This window comes from Flavobacterium sp. (assembly GCF_036515215.1).
GTDB lineage: Bacteria > Bacteroidota > Bacteroidia > Flavobacteriales > Flavobacteriaceae > Flavobacterium.
The window spans coordinates 1-18,062 of record NZ_DATBVQ010000031.1 but is presented as its reverse complement, the minus strand read 5'-3'; the positions used below and the strand labels follow the sequence as shown (position 1 = coordinate 18,062).

General features: G+C 37.6%; 15 protein-coding genes and 1 pseudogene. 3 read left to right on the top strand and 13 right to left on the bottom strand.

The features are described from left to right. The 5 genes and pseudogenes from VIH09_RS02330 to recR form a co-directional block, all read right to left on the bottom strand. Positions 1 to 577 (bottom strand): annotated as a pseudogene (locus tag VIH09_RS02330) (nucleotide sugar dehydrogenase); the annotation flags it as partial. A gap of 122 nt (positions 578 to 699) precedes the next feature. Beyond that, entirely contained in the window at positions 700 to 1,689 is a 990-nt protein-coding gene (locus VIH09_RS02325) for an SDR family oxidoreductase (RefSeq protein ID WP_331577478.1), read from the bottom strand. Positions 1,690 to 1,701: 12 nt separating this feature from the next. Further along, positions 1,702 to 4,170: a polysaccharide biosynthesis tyrosine autokinase gene (locus VIH09_RS02320; RefSeq protein WP_331577476.1), complete on the bottom strand. Its 2,469-nt coding sequence runs from the start codon at positions 4,168 to 4,170 to the stop codon at positions 1,702 to 1,704. A 15-nt stretch (positions 4,171 to 4,185) separates the two neighbouring features. Further along, positions 4,186 to 4,977 (bottom strand): polysaccharide biosynthesis/export family protein, encoded by a 792-nt coding sequence (locus VIH09_RS02315; RefSeq protein ID WP_331577474.1) that lies wholly within the window; start codon positions 4,975 to 4,977, stop codon positions 4,186 to 4,188. Between the two features lie 70 nt (positions 4,978 to 5,047). Continuing rightward, a complete protein-coding gene (gene recR, locus VIH09_RS02310; protein WP_331577472.1) occupies positions 5,048 to 5,668 on the bottom strand; it encodes a recombination mediator RecR in 621 nt (206 codons plus the stop codon). Between the two features lie 143 nt (positions 5,669 to 5,811). On the opposite strand from recR, the gene VIH09_RS02305 reads away from it, so the two are divergent. After that, positions 5,812 to 7,320 (top strand): sodium:solute symporter, encoded by a 1,509-nt coding sequence (locus VIH09_RS02305; protein ID WP_331577470.1) that lies wholly within the window; start codon positions 5,812 to 5,814, stop codon positions 7,318 to 7,320. A gap of 93 nt (positions 7,321 to 7,413) precedes the next feature. Here the strand turns inward: VIH09_RS02305 and VIH09_RS02300 are convergent, their stop codons facing one another. Further along, positions 7,414 to 7,779 (bottom strand): CoA-binding protein, encoded by a 366-nt coding sequence (locus tag VIH09_RS02300; protein ID WP_331577468.1) that lies wholly within the window; start codon positions 7,777 to 7,779, stop codon positions 7,414 to 7,416. Between the two features lie 178 nt (positions 7,780 to 7,957). On the opposite strand from VIH09_RS02300, the gene VIH09_RS02295 reads away from it, so the two are divergent. Beyond that, positions 7,958 to 8,587 (top strand): MarC family NAAT transporter, encoded by a 630-nt coding sequence (locus VIH09_RS02295; RefSeq protein WP_331577466.1) that lies wholly within the window; start codon positions 7,958 to 7,960, stop codon positions 8,585 to 8,587. 47 nt (positions 8,588 to 8,634) lie between these two features. Here VIH09_RS02295 and ctlX read toward each other — a convergent pair whose 3' ends face one another. The 4 genes from ctlX to eno form a co-directional block, all read right to left on the bottom strand. Then, positions 8,635 to 9,570 (bottom strand): citrulline utilization hydrolase CtlX, encoded by a 936-nt coding sequence (gene ctlX, locus VIH09_RS02290; protein WP_331577464.1) that lies wholly within the window; start codon positions 9,568 to 9,570, stop codon positions 8,635 to 8,637. Positions 9,571 to 9,604: 34 nt separating this feature from the next. Continuing rightward, on the bottom strand, positions 9,605 to 10,519 hold the full coding sequence (locus VIH09_RS02285; RefSeq protein ID WP_331577462.1) for a dimethylarginine dimethylaminohydrolase family protein: 915 nt from the start codon (positions 10,517 to 10,519) through the stop codon (positions 9,605 to 9,607). Positions 10,520 to 10,594: 75 nt separating this feature from the next. Next, positions 10,595 to 11,872 (bottom strand): citrate synthase, encoded by a 1,278-nt coding sequence (locus tag VIH09_RS02280; protein WP_331577460.1) that lies wholly within the window; start codon positions 11,870 to 11,872, stop codon positions 10,595 to 10,597. Positions 11,873 to 12,026: 154 nt separating this feature from the next. Next, positions 12,027 to 13,319 (bottom strand): phosphopyruvate hydratase, encoded by a 1,293-nt coding sequence (gene eno, locus VIH09_RS02275; RefSeq protein ID WP_331577458.1) that lies wholly within the window; start codon positions 13,317 to 13,319, stop codon positions 12,027 to 12,029. Between the two features lie 341 nt (positions 13,320 to 13,660). Between eno and VIH09_RS02270 the strand changes: the two genes are divergently transcribed. Next, positions 13,661 to 14,989: an erythromycin esterase family protein gene (locus tag VIH09_RS02270; RefSeq protein ID WP_331577456.1), complete on the top strand. Its 1,329-nt coding sequence runs from the start codon at positions 13,661 to 13,663 to the stop codon at positions 14,987 to 14,989. Positions 14,990 to 15,082: 93 nt separating this feature from the next. On the opposite strand, the gene carA is transcribed toward VIH09_RS02270, so the two are convergent. The 3 genes from carA to VIH09_RS02255 all read right to left on the bottom strand — a co-directional run bounded on the left by carA (position 15,083) and on the right by VIH09_RS02255 (position 17,989). Further along, positions 15,083 to 16,183 carry a glutamine-hydrolyzing carbamoyl-phosphate synthase small subunit gene (gene carA, locus VIH09_RS02265; protein WP_331577454.1) on the bottom strand — a complete coding sequence of 367 codons (1,101 nt, stop codon included), beginning with the start codon at positions 16,181 to 16,183 and terminating at the stop codon, positions 15,083 to 15,085. 262 nt (positions 16,184 to 16,445) lie between these two features. After that, positions 16,446 to 16,934 (bottom strand): 50S ribosomal protein L17, encoded by a 489-nt coding sequence (rplQ, locus tag VIH09_RS02260; protein ID WP_040473600.1) that lies wholly within the window; start codon positions 16,932 to 16,934, stop codon positions 16,446 to 16,448. A gap of 62 nt (positions 16,935 to 16,996) precedes the next feature. Beyond that, a complete protein-coding gene (locus VIH09_RS02255; RefSeq protein ID WP_040473601.1) occupies positions 16,997 to 17,989 on the bottom strand; it encodes a DNA-directed RNA polymerase subunit alpha in 993 nt (330 codons plus the stop codon). Positions 17,990 to 18,062 lie beyond the last annotated feature (73 nt).

Below are 18,062 nucleotides of genomic sequence, written 5' to 3'. Positions count from 1 at the left end.
TTGCTTTTTGTCCTTCTTTGGTGGTATCGCCGCCAATCAATATTCGGTCTGGATTCAATAAATCTTGCACCGCCGTTCCTTCAGCCAAAAATTCCGGATTGGAAAGAATCTGAAACTGGACCCCATTTCCGGTATTGTCCAAAATGCTTTTGATGGCCTCGGCAGTTCTAACCGGCAACGTAGATTTTTCAACTACAATTTTATCATCTTTGGCGATTTTAGCAATTTGCCTGGCGCATAATTCAATATATTTCAGATCGGCTGCCATACCTTTTCCCTTTCCATAAGTTTTGGTAGGCGTATTCACTGATATGAAAATGATTTGAGCATCGTCGATGGCCTTGTTGACATCGGTGGAAAAAAACAGGTTTTTGCCTCTGGCTTCCTTAACAATCTCTGATAAACCCGGTTCGTAAATCGGAATATTATCAACGTTCTCATCATTCCAAGCCGCGATTCTTTCTTCGTTCAAGTCTACCACAGTAACTTGTATCTGCGGACATTTTTGCGCAATAATAGCCATAGTTGGTCCACCAACATATCCAGCCCCAATGCAACAAATTTTTGTAATTTTCATTCTCTTATTTTTTCTATTCGCTAATTTAACTCCTCTAGTTTAACAATTAATATCGTACATCATTCTTTTGTAATCATCCATCATTAACAATCCATCATTCATAACTTATAATTCATAATTAATTATTCACGCAAATTTTTCCAATACCACTCCACAGCCTCTTCCAGTCCCGCTTGTAAGGAAAATTTTGGCGCATAGCCCAACAATTCCTTCGCCTTATCAATACTGGCTAAAGAATGCGGAATATCCCCCGCTCTATTGGGACCGTACTCAATGGCAACATTCCCTATTTCGGGATCGTATTTCGATAAAAATTCCTTCAGGTAGCTTACCAAGTCATTCAATGTGTTTCTGTCCCCGTAGGCCGTATTGTAAACCGTATTCACGGCCAAATCGTTCTCGGTAGACATCGCCAATTCATTCATTTGAATGACATTATCAATATAGGTAAAATCGCGCGAGTAGTTCCCGTCCCCATTAATTACAGGGCTTTCATGTTGCATCAACTGCATCACAAATTTCGGTATCACTGCTGCGTAAGCGCCCTTAGGATCCTGTTTTCTACCAAAAACATTAAAATAACGCAAGCCAATAGTTTCCAATCCGTAGGTTTTGCTAAAAATATCAGCATACAACTCGTTTACATATTTGGTTATGGCGTATGGAGACAACGGTTTCCCTATGACTTCTTCTACTTTTGGCAATCCGACAGAATCTCCGTATGTAGACGAACTGGCGGCATACACGAAACGCTTTACCTTGGCATCCGTTGCAGCTACCAGCATATTTAAAAATCCTGAGACATTAACGTCATTGGTCGTAACCGGGTCATTGATGGATCGCGGAACAGACCCCAAAGCGGCTTGATGCAATACGTAATCCACTCCTTTGACTGCGTTACTGCAATCGGTTGCATTGCGTATGTCTCCTTCAATCAGACGAAAATTGGGATTATTTATGAAATCCTTTATATTGTGTCTGTGCCCGGTGGCGAAATTATCTAAACACACCACCTTATGCTCTTTTGATAAAAAATATTCGGTTAGATTAGAACCTATAAATCCTGCCCCTCCTGTGATTAGTATCGTACTTCCTGTTACTTCCTTCATCATTAGCTAATCTATTTATATGCTTAATATTTTGCGGACTTTTTTGACCGTTTTTTGAATAAATGTTTTGGCATCCCCTTCATCATCATACCCATTTGAATATGTCCCGTAGCCGTAACCGTAACCATAGCCATAGCCGTAACCGGTACCGTACTTGGCCTTATTCTCAAAGCCATTGAAAATAATGGACGCATTATTCAATTCGCCCCTTTTTATCCTATTGTTAAGCAAGGTGATCATTTCTTTCTTCGAAAAATTCTGTCTTACGATATATAATGTAACATCGGAATATTGAGACAGTTCTAATGCGTCTGACACCAGTCCCACCGGTGGTGTGTCCAAAATGATATAGTCATAGGTGTTCTTCAATTCTTCAATTAATTCGGCCATGGAATCTCCCATAATCAATTCCGACGGGTTGGGCGGTATCGGCCCTGACAGGATAACATCCAGATCTGGAATCTGGGTGTGATTAATGATTTCCTGCAGACTTTTTTGTCTGATCAGGTAATTTACGATTCCAACATCATTAGATAAATTAAATTCCTCGTACAGTTTAGGCTTCCTTAAATCCAGTCCGATAACAACCGTCTTTTTCCCGCTTAAAGCAAAAACAGTCGCTATGTTTATGCAACAGAATGTTTTTCCTTCCCCACTGACAGATGACGTAATCATCAGCGTTTTTGCACCATCTAGGTTTTTCTGCTTGTACAAATACTGTAATGAAGAACGGATAGCCCTGAAAGACTCTGACAAGGCCGACCTTGGCCTGTCAAAAACCGCCAATTCGGAGATTTCCTTGTTGAGACCAACAACCCCAATTAAAGGAATTTGTGTCAGTTTATTAATGTCATCAGTGTTCTGAATGGAATTATTGATAAAGAAAATAAAGAATACAAAAAGTAAAGGAAACAGAATACCAAGGAACAATGCCAATACATAATTCACTGAAGTCTTTGGGCCTACTAAACCTCCACCCACGTCTTTTGCAGGATCAATAAAATGGATGTCGGATAGATTTGCCGCTTTAACAATATCTGCCTCACTTCTTTTTTGAAGAAATGTGCTGTAGATGTTATCGCTTAAATCGTACTTCCGTTTTATCTTAATCAGTTCTTGCTGGTCATCCGGAAGGTCCTTAATGGTACTTTCAGTCTGACTAATCTTGCTGTTCACCGTTGCCAGGTCAAATTGCAATTCGGCTTTTGCGGAAGCAATATTAACCAATAATACATTTTTAATGGCTTCCATCTGATTGTCAAAATCCTTGAATATCTTATCGCTTTTTACGGCATAAGCCATTTCTGATCTTTGGGTGGAAAGCGAGATCAACTTTGAAACATTAACAACCACATTTGGGTCTTCAATTCCAGCTACTGATGGCGCCGGTAGTTTAGAATAATCTACGCTGTTTTTTAAATATGATTTCAACGAGTTGTAATAGGTGATCTTGCGGGTCACCTCGTCTCTCTTAACATCGAATTCCAGCATCTTATCCGAAAATTTCGCACCGCCCTGTTCTATGTCATAAATATTCTTGTCTTTCCTGAATGATTTCAATTCATTGCCGGTTTCTTTCAACTGCGATTCCATGGCAACCAAGGTGCTGTCAATAAACGAAATCGTGTTTGTCGCGAATTGGTTTTTGCTATCCAATTGCCTTTTAATCAGCATCTTTACGGTCGAATTCAGATATTCAACCATTCTTGCCTTGTTTGAACCTTGCATAGCTAGCGTAATGATCGAGCCCCCTTTGTCATCAGATCTCACATTTACACCTTTATAGCGAGCCACTGTGCCATTAAAATCATTAAACTGTACAAAATATTGGTTCCCCTTGTAGAAACCGGGCTCGTCATTTATTTGTAATTTCCAATTTAAAAAAGGGAGCGAAACTTGTTCTCCCACCTTGTATCTTTTGACAAAATCCCCGACTACAACTGAAGTGTTACTATAAGAATTATCTGAATAGTTAATTAGGGATACTGAGTTGGTCTCAAATGGCATCGTAATCTCATATTCCGTATCGCTCACAAAAGTGATTCCTATCTGCTTGCCGGCGATTTGCCCCTTGGATTTATCGATCTGCACATAAAAAGGAACCGCACCGTAAGCATCTTCCATATTATACTCTCCCTGAACCAGATAATCAATGTAATATTGCAACTTATCGACTACCAACTCATTGTGAGATCTTGACTGTATAGTGGTCGAAATGGTTTGTACTTGGTCAGAAGTGCCTCCCCAGTTGAAGACCAAACTGGTATTGGAAGTAAAAAGAGGGTTGCTTTCTTCCTTTACGGAAATAAGCGTTTCCATGCCATATATTTTCCCTTTACGAATGTTCACCTGATAGGCGATCGTAAAAGTGATGAGCAAACTCAACAAGAACCATTTCCAGTAGCTTCCGATTTTAATCAAAAACCCTTTAAAGTCAAAGCTTACCTGATTTTCAAAAATCGAAAAATCTTTTATATCTAACATTCTTTGATTTCTGTTTTAATTTTTAAATAGTAAAAAGAAGATTGTTGTCGCCAATGAGAACAATGTGGTAATGGTACCGAAGGATTCTATCCCCGTTTTACCCGTACCCCATGTTTTTTGTTTCAATGGTTTAACATAGACATAATCATTGGGTTGCAAATAGAAATAAGGCGAATTCATCACCTTTATATCCGTAAGATCCAGATCATGCATTTGGACCCCGGTAGGCGTTTTCCTGATGATTGTGACGGCTTTCCTATCGCCGGTTATGGTAATATCGCCAGCATTTGCGATAGCTTCCATAATAGATACATTCTCTTGGTACAAGGTTTTAGTTCCCGTACTCCCTATCTCCCCGTTAATGGTATATTTGAAACCGGCTAGTTTTACGATCACGAAAATATTAGCTTCCTTGTTAAAATAGTCGGCAAGCAATTGTTTCTCAATTTTTACTCTTACTTCATCCAAAGTAAAACCAATCACGTTTAAATCCCCTAAAACTGGCATTCTTATGTTACCATGGTCATCAACGGTAAAGCCCTCAAAATACAATCCCGATTCTGACTTTCCCGCTTCACCTTGATTTGTCGTATTGAAAATCGCCACCAGTTTCGGGTCGATCGCTTTGATGCTTACGCTCAACACGTCATTGGTTTGCAATCTGTATGGTTTTGCCATTACGGCAGAAATTGAGTTCTCCACTTCAGCACTATCCTTTTTTTGTAAATAAATTAAATCCTGAGTTGGAATACATGACGTAAGCACTAAGCTGATACTTATGAATAAAAAGAAAACGCACTTCTTCATCTTAATGTTTTAGGTAACAAATATAGCTTTTCATTTATTATATTAAAAGTTTAACAATTTATTAAGCGAATTAATTATTTTTAAACGACTTTTCAAACGGAACCCGCTGCAATATGCTTCGGCCTAAAGTAACTTCATCGGCATATTCCAATTCATCTCCTACGGCAATTCCTCGAGCAATTGTGGAAATAACAATATCTGCATCGGCAATTTGTTTGTAGATATAAAAATTGGTGGTATCCCCTTCCATCGTTGAGCTTAAAGCAAAAATCACTTCGTTGACGCTGCCCGATTTTACTTTTTCAACCAACGTGACAATTTTCAACTGACTCGGCCCCACTCCGTCAATGGGCGAAATCTTACCGCCCAAGACATGATAAATGCCCCGGTATTGCCCCGTGTTTTCAATAGCCATTACATCTCGAATATCTTCCACAACACAAACGATTTGGTGATTCCTGTTCTTATTGGAACAGATTTCGCAGACCGAGCTATCAGAAATATTATGACAATTCTCACAATACTTAATGTCCTCTCGCATGTTCATTAACGCTTGAGCCAAAAAACCAGTTTGCTCTTTGGGCTGTTTCAATAAATGCAACACCAATCGCAAGGCGGTTCTTTTACCTATTCCCGGCAATTGGGCTATTTCATTAACCGCTTTTTCTATTAATTTTGATGAAAATTCCATAACTGCAAATGTAGCAATTTGTTTATTTGTTTGCTTCGTTAAATGCCTAATCCCTAACTTAAAACAGCTCTTTTTTAAATTTCTGAATCAAGAAATATCCGATTAAACAAAAAATTGTATTTTGGCCGCACTAAATCGACAAAATGACTCCATTCGCCATACTCTCCCTTATCGTAGTTTATTTCGGGATATTATTTACAATTTCCCATTTCACCAGTAAAAAAGACAGCGGAAACGATGCTTTTTTTAAAGCCAATAAGAATTCGAAGTGGTACTTGGTCGCTTTTGGAATGATTGGAACGGCGCTTTCTGGCGTGACTTTCATTTCGGTACCTGGAGAAGTGGGGGCGCCAAGCGGAGAACAATTCAAATACTTCCAGTTTGTGCTGGGAAACGCAATTGGGTTTATCCTTATTGCCAAAGTCCTGTTGCCATTGTATTATCGAATGAATTTGACTTCAATTTATGGCTATATAGAACGTCGATTGGGGACTTACTCCTACAAAACTGCTGCCACGATATTCCTGATAAGCAGAACTATCGGTTCCGCCTTCAGGCTTTATCTGGTTGTGATTGTCCTGCAGCGTTATGTTTTTGATTTTTACGGTATCCCCTTTGCCGCGACCGTCCTGATTTCATTGGCCTTAATTTTCGCCTACACTTATCGTGGCGGTTTAAAAACCATTATCATTACGGACACTTTGCAAACCTTTTTCTTAGTCACTTCGGTCTTCATGACCATCTATTTCATATGCCGAAGTATGGACCTGAATGTAATTGAAGCGTTTTCAGCCGTCAAAAACAGCAATTATTCGAAAATATTTTTCTTTGAAGATTTTATTTCCAGCAAATTCCACTTTGTAAAACAAATATTGGGAGGGATATTTGTCACGATTGCCATGGTAGGATTAGACCAGGACCTGATGCAAAAGAACCTGAGCTGCGCGACCATTGGCGAAGCCCAAAAAAACATGTTTACCTTCACGGGCATATTTGTGATGATCAACATCTTCTTTCTTAGTGTTGGCGCCTTGCTTTATATCTATGCCGGTAAAAATGGTATCGAAGTCCCTACAGATTTGGTTACGGGAAAACCGAGAACTGACTTGCTATTTCCTGAAATTGCTTTTCATCACCTAACCCTAATTCCATCTGTAGTTTTCCTATTAGGATTAACAGCTGCAACATTTGCTACTACTGATTCAGCACTTACTGCACTTACGACTTCATTCTGTGTTGACTTCTTAGCAATGGATAAAACTGAAAATGCAAATAAAACCAACGCTGTCAAAACAAGACATTTTGTTCATCTTGTTTTCTGTTTTTTAATGTTTCTGGTGATTGTATTTTTTAACGTCATCAATGACAGCTCCGTTGTGGGAATGATATTTAGAGTAGCTTCCTACACCTATGGACCATTATTGGGGTTGTACTGTTTTGGACTTTTCATGAAATCAAAAAAGGTCAGAGATAAATTTGTACCATTAATATGCCTATTGTCTCCAGCACTAACCTTTTTGATTAGCGAAAATTCGAAAACATTGTTTTTCGGATACGTTTTTGACAATGAGCTCATTATTATCAACGGTCTAATCACCTTTATTGGTTTGCTGGTGATTAGCAAACCAACCTCCGAGAAAATGAGTTTCTAGATTTTTAGCCTGATAGAAGTGTAAATCCTTTTCCTTTTTTTCTTAAAAAAGGAAAAGATTGAAACGGATAGCAGGAATTAGCTCCCGAAAAAATTAATACCTATTAGTAGTCAACAACACTAATGTGCATGCCACCTCTGCCTTGATATTGTTTAATTCCAAAAGCTGGTATAACTCAGGGTTTTCGGTTCCAGGATTAAAAATCACACGCTTTGGTTTAGCTTCCACTATATAATTGTAATAGTCGCGTTGACGCGCCGGATTTAAATATAAGGTGATCGTGTCAATGTTAGATAAAGGAATTGCTTTAGTTTTGATTTTTATTCCCGCCACTTCCCCAGCATTCTGACCAATTGCCAATACCGAATGCCCTTTATCCACAAGCATTTCTATTGCTTTGCATGCGTATCGTTCGGGTTTTGTGGTAGCTCCTAAAACTACCGTTTTTTTATTTTTCATTTTCTGAATTATTATTTTTTGCAAAAGTAATAAAATACTATAGCCCCTTTTCATTTTTAATCAATATCTTTCGTTTTCAATTGGTAACATAAAAAGCTGGAATCATTTTAATTATAACATTTTATTAATATTTGACGTGCTGTTTACATTACTCAATCTCCTAATTTCGCAAAAAAACATGGAACTTTTTATTTATTTATTTGCCGCTCTGTTCTCCGTTTTGAACCCAATAGGGACTGTTCCCATTTTTGTGGGACTTACGATGGACGATGATAAAAAAGAGCGCTCCCGCATTTCATTATGGACGGCCATAAACGTTTTTCTCATCTTGGTAATCTCTTTCTTTTTCGGTGAATATGTTTTGTCTTTCTTCGGAATTAGCATTGAGGCGCTCCGTATTGCGGGTGGTATTATTATCGCCACGTCGGGATTTTCGCTACTTACAGGGAATTTTAACAAGAAAAGAGGCGTAAGTAAAGAGGTGGAGGACGATGCCCAAAGAAGAAATGACATTGCTTTAACGCCTCTGGCTATTCCGATGTTGGCCGGTCCCGGATCAATCTCCTTATTGATTGCCTTTTACCATGAACACCACGAAATGCTAGAAATTGTCATTTCGGTTTTAGCTATTCTAGCCGTTGCCGTTGCCATTTTTATTACCCTAAGAAGTGCTCATTATTTGGCTAAAATATTAGGGGCTTCAGGAATTGTGGCCATTTCAAGAATCGTGGGCTTTATTGTGATTGCAATTGGGGTACAATATATTATTAGCTCGATAATAACGATAGTTCAAACTAATTTAATGTAAAAAACATTGTCGCAAAAAAAAGACCTTCATTTCTGAAGGTCTTTTTTTTATGCTTTTGGAAGGAAAATCTCCGCCATCATGCATCGGGCGCTTCCGCCGCCGCATGCTTCTATAGTATCTAGACTTGAACTAAGTATCGTAGCATGTTTCTCTAACTGCCCTATTTGTTTAGCAGTCAAACTCTGATGTGCAGCCGTGCTCATCACCAAATATCTTTTATCTCCAGCCCCACGCACTTCCAACATATTCCCGGCAAAATTATTGACTTGGTCCTCTGTGATTAAAATGATTTCTTTGTTGTCCTTTTTCAGATTGTCCAAAACCATTTTGCGCTCCTTTTTGTCATCTATGCAATCTGCACAAATTACGGCAAAGGTTTCGCCTAAACACATCATCACATTGGTATGATAGATTAATTTTCTTTCACCATTTACCGTTTGAAAAGCTTCGAACAGTACCGGAGCATAATCGAAATCCTCACAGAATTCTATAAAAAGTTCCTCGTCAGCTCTGGGTGACATGGCGCAGTATGCTTTCTCATTCGCTCTATCAAGAAGCAGACTACCTGTACCTTCAAGGAAGAACCCATCGTCTTCCGCTTCAGTATAGTCAACAATGTTTTCTATTTTAAATCCTTTCTCTTCTAACATATCCAAGATTTCCTCACGCCGTTCTTCACGACGGTTCTTGGCAAACATAGGATATAAAGCTACGTCGGCGTTTTCATGGAATGAAATCCAATTATTAGGAAAGATGCTATCTGGCGTATCCGGATTCAAGGTGTCATCCACCACTGTTACATCAACACCTACAGCCGTTAGTTTTTCAACAAAAGCATCAAATTCTTGTTGTGCTTTTGCATTTACGGTAGCCGGCAAAAGGCCATCCAACACTTTTTGATAATAATTGTTTACCGCCGTCTGTTCGTTCATTCTAAACGCAACTGGGCGAATCATTAATATGGAGTTTGTCGTTTGTTTCATGTTTTCTTTATTATTTGTTTTTTGCGGTATAAAATTAATCTCTAATCAACGGCAAAGTGGAGCATCGTAATAAACCTTCTTGCTTAGAAATCTCGGCATAAGGAATCTCCTCTACTGTGAATCCCTTTGCACGCAACCAATTGTTTAACCTAGTGAAGTTTTTCTCGGAAACCACCACATTGGAATCAATAGAAAAAATATTTGAATTCATTTTATACATTTCTTCCCTTGTGATATGAAATAAATTTTCTTCCCCAAAAAGATCCATCAAATAGATATAGTCTGCTTCTTCACGAAACCCATTTTTATATATAATCGCCTTATCAGTACCCACCGGTTGAAAACAACAATCCAGATGCAAGGCATTGTCCCTTGCTTCAATTTTGGATTTAACCAAATCAAATTCTTTAACAATTTTATTTGGAAATAAATCTTTAATAAACTGCACTCCCTGTAAATTTGTTCTGGCCGTAATATAAGACGCATAATCACTTCCTTTATAGGTACCAATAAAAATATGGTCGTCCCAAAGCATAACATCACCACCCTCAATATGAACTTCTTCAGGGGGTCTGACCACTTTTACAGGGTCAATTTGATCAATCACATATTGGATTGCATCTAACTCCCCTTTGCGTTCAGGCAAAATATTCGATTTAATAAATATCCCATCAACGACAAAGCCTATATCTCTGGTAAATATCTGATTGTAATTCTCAATTAATTCCGGTCTAAAAACAGTTACATCATATTTCTGGAGCACTTTATTAAACGCCTCCATTTCAATGACCATGTCTTTTTCCAACGGATAGGTTCCTGCTAAAATATGTTCCAGTGATTTCGGATCATAGGCTTCATCAACAGAAGGAGTTGGACCATTATTAACCGCAGTTCCCAACACTACAGCTCTCAACCTTGAAGTCTCGTTATTTACTTTTAATTCTAGCATATATTTATATAAAATTTAGAGCAAAGATAAAAAAAAAGCTTCACCAGTTAGTGAAGCTTTTTAATTCCGTTTTTTTTATTCAGGCTTCTTAAAATCCCTTAAGGTAGCGCCTGTATATATTTGTCTTGGCCTTCCAATTGGCTCTTTATTTTCACGCATCTCTTTCCATTGTGCAATCCAGCCCGGTAAACGTCCTATGGCGAACATCACGGTAAACATATCAGTAGGAATACCTAATGCACGGTAAATGATTCCAGAATAGAAATCTACGTTTGGATATAAATTTCTAGATTTGAAATATTCATCTTCCAACGCCGCTTCCTCTAATTTTTTGGCTATAGCCAAAATAGGATCATCGACTCCCAAAGTTTCTAAAACCTCATTTGCGGCTTTCTTTATGATTTGCGCTCTTGGATCGAAACTTTTGTAAACTCTATGTCCAAATCCCATTAAGCGGAATGGATCATTTTTATCTTTGGCTTTAGCCATATACACATCCGTATCCCCACCATTCTTGTGAATTTCTTCCAACATTTCAAGAACGGCCTGATTCGCACCACCATGAAGAGGTCCCCAAAGTGCAGAAACACCCGCAGATATAGATGCAAATAACCCAGCATGAGAAGAACCCACCATTCTAACCGTTGAAGTGGAGCAATTTTGCTCATGATCAGCATGAAGAATGAATAATTTATCCAAAGCATCAATTACTATTGGGCTTGCTTTATAAGGCTCCGTTGGTAACTTGAACATTAAGTCCATGAAGTTTTCGACATAACCTTTGGTATTATCGTAATAATTCAAAGGATAACCCATACTTTTTCTGTAGGTCCATGTTGCAATAACCAAGAATTTACCCATAGTCTTACAAACGGCCTGATACATTTCCTTTTCGTTGTCAACATTTACCGATTTAGGGTTAAACGCTGTCAAAGCACTAGTCAAAGCAGCCAAAACACCCATCGGATGTGCTGTTCTAGGAAAACCATCAATGATGCTTTTCATTTCTTCATTGACTAACGTATATTTTCTAATATCAACTTCAAATTGTTTCAATTGAGCTGCTGTTGGCAATTCCCCAAATATCAAAAGAAATGAAACTTCCAAAAAATCAGCTTTGTCGGCCAAGTCTTCAATTGAATATCCTCTGTAACGCAAAATCCCAAGCTCTCCATCCAAGAATGTAATTTTACTGGTACAAGAACCTGAATTTTTATACCCTGGGTCAAGAGTGATTACCCCAGTTAAATCTCTTAATTGTTTAATATCGATAGCCTCTTCGTTTTCGCTTCCTTTAATTATTGGAAACTCATATTTCTTACCATCAATTTCTATTGTAGCTGTTTTTGACATAATATTTTGCAAATAAATCTTTATATTTAATAATTTACCAAATCTAAGGATAATAAGATGAATTAAAAAGAGAAATTGTCACTGATATTGTTAAATTCAATAAAAAAGCCATTCGTTTGACGCGAATGGCTTTTTAAAATATAAAATTGAAATATTATTTTATTTTAAAGGCATTTTTACCCGGAAAATAAGCAGTTTCTCCCAATTCTTCTTCTATTCTTAGCAATTGGTTGTATTTTGCCATACGATCGGAACGAGACGCTGAACCTGTCTTAATTTGTCCACAGTTCAAAGCAACTGCTAAATCAGCAATCGTGTTGTCCTCTGTCTCTCCTGAACGGTGTGACATTACTGAAGTATAGCCCGCATTTTTAGCCATGTTTACAGCCGCGATTGTTTCGGTCAGGGTACCAATTTGGTTTACTTTGATTAGAATAGAATTTGCGATTCCTTTTTCTATACCGGTAGATAAACGTTTTACGTTTGTAACAAACAAATCATCTCCTACCAATTGTACTTTATCGCCAATTTTTTCGGTCAACAATTTCCATCCATCCCAGTCATTTTCGTCCATACCGTCTTCAATGGAGATAATTGGATATTTAGCGGCCAATTCAGCTAGATAGTCCACTTGTTCAGCGGAAGATCTTATTTTACCCGTTACTCCTTCAAATTTAGAGTAATCGTACTTTCCGTTCACATAAAATTCTGCAGCAGCACAATCAAGAGCAATCATAATTTCGTCTCCAAAAGTATATCCTGCAATCTCTACGGCTTTTTTGATCGTATCTAATGCATCCTCTGTTCCACCGGCTAAATTTGGTGCAAAGCCACCTTCATCACCTACTGCAGTTGAAAGTCCTCTATCATGTAATACTTTTTTAAGGCTATGAAAAATTTCGGTTCCCATTTGCATTGCTTGAGTAAAAGAAGTCGCTTTTACGGGAAAAATCATAAATTCCTGAAATGCGATTGGCGCATCGGAATGGGATCCTCCGTTGATGATATTCATCATTGGAACAGGTAATGTGTTTGCAGAAACTCCACCCACGTATCTGTATAATGGCAGACCTAACTCATTAGCGGCAGCTTTTGCAACAGCTAGAGAAACGCCTAAAATTGCATTTGCCCCTAAATTTGACTTGTTCGGAGTACCGTCCAACTCAATCATCGTTTGATCGATTAAATTTTGTTCGAAAACCGACGTTCCCAACAATTCTTCAGCAATAACGGTATTAACATTTTTCACCGCATTCAAAACTCCTTTTCCCAAAAAGGCTTTTCCTCCGTCACGTAATTCTACAGCCTCATGTTCTCCAGTTGAAGCTCCAGATGGGACTGCCGCTCTTCCCAAAACTCCATTTTCCGTAACTACATCTACTTCAATAGTAGGGTTTCCTCTCGAATCGAAAATTTGTCTTGCGTGAATTTTGATAATAATACTCATACTACTTTATTTAAAATTTTAATACTACAAATATATCCTATCTTTTTAAATGATATTATTAAAATAATGAATGTTATTAACGAAAACGTTATAATTCTTTTTTAAAAACAAAGAATTGGCATCTTTTACATAAAACAGGTTAACAGTTCCCGTTTTTTATTGAAAAATCGAGTCAAACTCGCGACAATGAAATACAGCCGCTAAATCAGGGCCAATTATATTTTTAACAATAAATCAACATCATAATTATCTTATTACCAGTTAATTACCGTAAATTTATATGAATAAAAACTATTCCAAACTGTTTTTACAAGATAATTTTTCATTTAAAAAAAAATGAGATGGGAACACTAAATAATCCGAATAATTCAACTCAAATAGTCCAATTATTAAAGAGTCATTCCACGCCATTGGAAAATTTAAAAGATCTAGATCCTCTGATGGACTACATAGGAGATGCCAGATACGTGCTGCTTGGCGAAGCGTCTCATGGAACACACGAATACTATACTTGGAGAGCAAAAATAACGCAACGCCTAATACAAGAAAAAGGATTCTCATTTGTGGGAGTGGAAGGAGATTGGCCAGATTGTTATCGCTTAAATCGATACGCTAAGGGCTACCTGAATTCAGGAAGGGACATTTACGGTGTTATGAATGAATTTAAAAGATGGCCTACTTGGATGTGGGCCAATTGGGAAACGGCAGCATTTATAGATTGGCTGAAAGCGCACAATGCGAAATTGGCCGCCGATAAACGAATCGGGTTTTACGGACTGGACGTTTACAGTTTTAGCGAATCAATGAATTCGATCATTCAATATCTAGAAAAAAATGATCCCAAAGCATTGGAAGTCGCAAAAACAGCTATGGAATGTTTTGAGCCTTACTCCAAAGACGAAGGCCAATCCTACGCTAGAGCTTCTGCATTTGTTCCGGTATTATGCGAAAAAGAAATCCTTACCATGCTTACCGAAATCCGAAAAAATGTGCCTAACTACAATTCGGATGCTGAAAACGTAATGAGTACGGAGCAAAATGCATTCATAGCGAGAAATGCAGAAAAATATTACCGCGCAATGATAAAAAGAGGTTCAGCCTCTTGGAATATCCGCGATGAGCACATGGTTTCCACTATAGAAAGACTCTTGAAATTTCATGGCGAGGAATCGAAAGTGATCGTATGGGAACACAATACTCACATTGGCGACGCGCGAGCTACCGATATGGCGTCAGAAGGAATGGTAAATGTGGGGCAATTGCTGAAAGAGGAATATGCCACTGATGGAGTAATAGCTGTAGGTTTTGGTTCATACAAAGGAAGCGTGGTAGCAGGACGAAACTGGGGAGATGAAATGAGAAAAATAAAAGTCCCCGAGGCGGTGGAAGGAAGTTGGGAGCATGCATTTCATCTTGCCAGCAATGACCAAAATAGGTTATTGTTAATGAATACCGTACGAGAAGAAAAAAGCCTTTCTGACTACATCGGGCATCGAGCAATAGGGGTGGTATACAATCCGGAGCACGAAAGATACGGAAACTACGTTCCAACGATACTACCAAAGAGATATGATGCTTTTATTTATATTGATGAAACGACCGCATTACATCCGTTGCACATTCAACCGGAAGGCAACCAAATCCCCGAAACTTATCCTTTTGGAATGTAATTGAAAACAACTTCATAAAAAAAGGGTCTGACTTTATTAAAAAATCAGACCTAAATATTTTAAGTTCTTGGGCTTTGGAGCGACAACTGTTATCTATCCTTTTATGTTTTCAATGAATTGATCAAACAAATACGACGAATCGTGAGGTCCTGGACTTGCTTCCGGATGGTACTGAACGGAGAAACAATTTTTATTTTTCATGCGCATCCCGGCAACTGTTCCATCGTTAAGATGAAGATGTGTAATCTCTAGGTCTGGATTATTGTCCAATTCTTCTTTGTTTACAGCAAAACCATGATTTTGAGAAGTAATTTCACCTTTTCCTGTAATTATATTTTTTACAGGATGATTTATTCCTCTATGTCCATTAAACATCTTATAAGTTGAAACCCCGTTTGCCAAACCAATTACTTGATGCCCCAAACAGATTCCGAATAATGGTTTATTATTTTCGAGTATTTCTTTTGCTACTTGAATCGCACTTGCAAGTGGCTCAGGGTCACCGGGCCCGTTTGACAAGAAATAACCGTCTGGGTTAAACTCAGTCATATCTTGATAAGATGAATCGAAAGGGAATACTTTAATATAACAGTCTCTTTTTGCTAGATTACGCAGGATATTTGTCTTGATACCTAAATCTAAAGCAGAAATCTTATACGCTGCATTTTCGTCTCCATAAAAATAAGGTTCTTTGGTAGACACTTTTGATGCTAATTCCAATCCCTTCATGTCTGGCACGTTTGCCAGTGCTGCTTTTAATTCCTCAACAGAAGAACCGTCCGTACAGATAACGGCATTCATTGCGCCATTATCCCTTATGTAACTAACCAAGGCCCTTGTGTCTACATCAGAGATACAGATTAGGTTTTCTTTGATAAAATAATCCTCTAAACTTTCTGATGCGTCGGCACGAGAATAATTAAAACTAAAGTTTTTACAAACCAATCCGGATATTTTAATCCCAGATGATTCGACTTCTTTTTCATTGACACCATAATTCCCAATATGCGCATTGGTAGCTACCATTATTTGTCCAAAGTAAGAAGGGTCTGTAAAAATTTCTTGATAACCGGTCATCCCTGTATTGAAACAAACTTCCCCGAAAGTGGTTCCCCTGATTCCAATTGATTTCCCGTGAAAAATGGTTCCATCACTTAATAAAAGTATGGCGCTTTGTCTTGTTGTATATTTCATTTGTAGTTAAATATTGTGCAAATTTAATTCTTTAATGCAATGGAAACAAACTTTTGAAATTTATTATGAAAATTATAAGTGCTAAACCAGCCCTGATGGCAGCGGTATCCTTTTACTTTATTCTTTATAAAGTAAAAGATAGAGCGAACAGCAGGAACTCAGGCGAATAAGACCACAATAGTTTTGCTTCCAAAAAAGCAAAAAAAAAGGATAAACTATAAATAGCTTATCCTTGATTCTTATTGAATGATTATTTTCATAACTATTCAGCAGCGTCAGTAGTTGTTTCTGTTTCGGCAGCTGGAGCTTCAGTAGCTTCGTCTGCTTTCTTAGCTTTACCACCACGACGGCTTTTTGCTTTTTTAACTTCTTTTTTACCACCATTGTAAAGTTCATTGAAATCTACAAGTTCGATCATTGCCATATCAGCATTATCTCCTAAACGATTTCCAACTTTAATGATACGAGTGTATCCACCTGGACGGTCACCTACTTTAGCAGCTACGTCTCTGAACAAGTCAGTTACCGCATATTTGCTACGTAAGTAAGCGAAACAAATACGACGATTGTGAGTCGTATCAGTTTTTGATTTTGTTATTAAAGGCTCAACGAATTGTTTAAGCGCTTTTGCTTTAGCAACAGTAGTATTAATACGTTTGTGCTCTATAAGAGAACAAGCCATATTAGCTAACATAGATTTTCTATGTGCAGTCTGTCTGCTAAGGTGATTGAATTTTTTTCCGTGTCTCATGACCAATTTATTTTAACTTCATCTTGCTACAATCCATTATGGAGAGCAAAATATGAAGTAAATTATTCTTTATCTAGTTTGTATTTTGCTAAATCCATTCCGAAGTTTAAATTCTTAATTGCAACCAGTTCATCTAGTTCCGTTAAAGATTTTTTACCGAAATTACGGAATTTCATTAGGTCATTTTTATTGAACGATACTAAATCACCAAGTGTATCAACTTCAGCCGCTTTCAAACAATTTAATGCTCTTACAGACAGATCCATATCAACAAGCTTAGTTTTAAGCAATTGTCTCATATGCAATGATTCCTCATCATACGATTCTGTTTGTGCGATTTCATCAGCCTCAAGTGTAATTCTTTCGTCAGAGAACAACATGAAATGGTGAATTAAAACCTTGGCAGCTTCTGTAAGCGCATCTTTTGGATTGATCGAACCATCCGTTTTTATTTCAAAAACTAATTTTTCGTAATCTGTTTTTTGCTCTACACGGAAGTTTTCAATTGCATACTTCACATTTTTTACCGGAGTAAAAATTGAGTCAGTAAAAATGGTTCCAATTGCAGCATTCTGTTTTTTGTTCTCTTCAGCAGGAACATATCCTCTACCTTTTTCGATCGTTAAATCGAAGTTCAGTTTGATTTTTGGATCAAGATTACAGATAACAAGTTCTGGATTCAAAACTTGGAAACCTGAAATAAATTTTTGAAAATCACCAGCTGTCAATTGATCTTTACCTGAAACAGAAATAGTAACTGCTTCATTATCTATATCTTCAATTTGACGTTTGAAACGTACTTGTTTAAGATTAAGAATAATTTCGGTAACGTCCTCAACAACTCCTGAGATAGTAGAAAACTCATGATCTACACCTTCTATGCGGACAGATGTAATTGCATAACCTTCTAATGCTGAAAGCAAAACTCTTCTAAGTGCATTACCAACGGTCAATCCGTATCCTGGTTCTAAAGGTCTGAATTCAAACTTACCTTCAAAATCGGTTGAATCGATCATGATAACTTTATCGGGCTTCTGAAAATTAAATATTGCCATAAATTTCGACTAAGTCAATTATTATTTGTTGTACAACTCTACGATTAATTGTTCTTTAATGTTTTCTGGGATT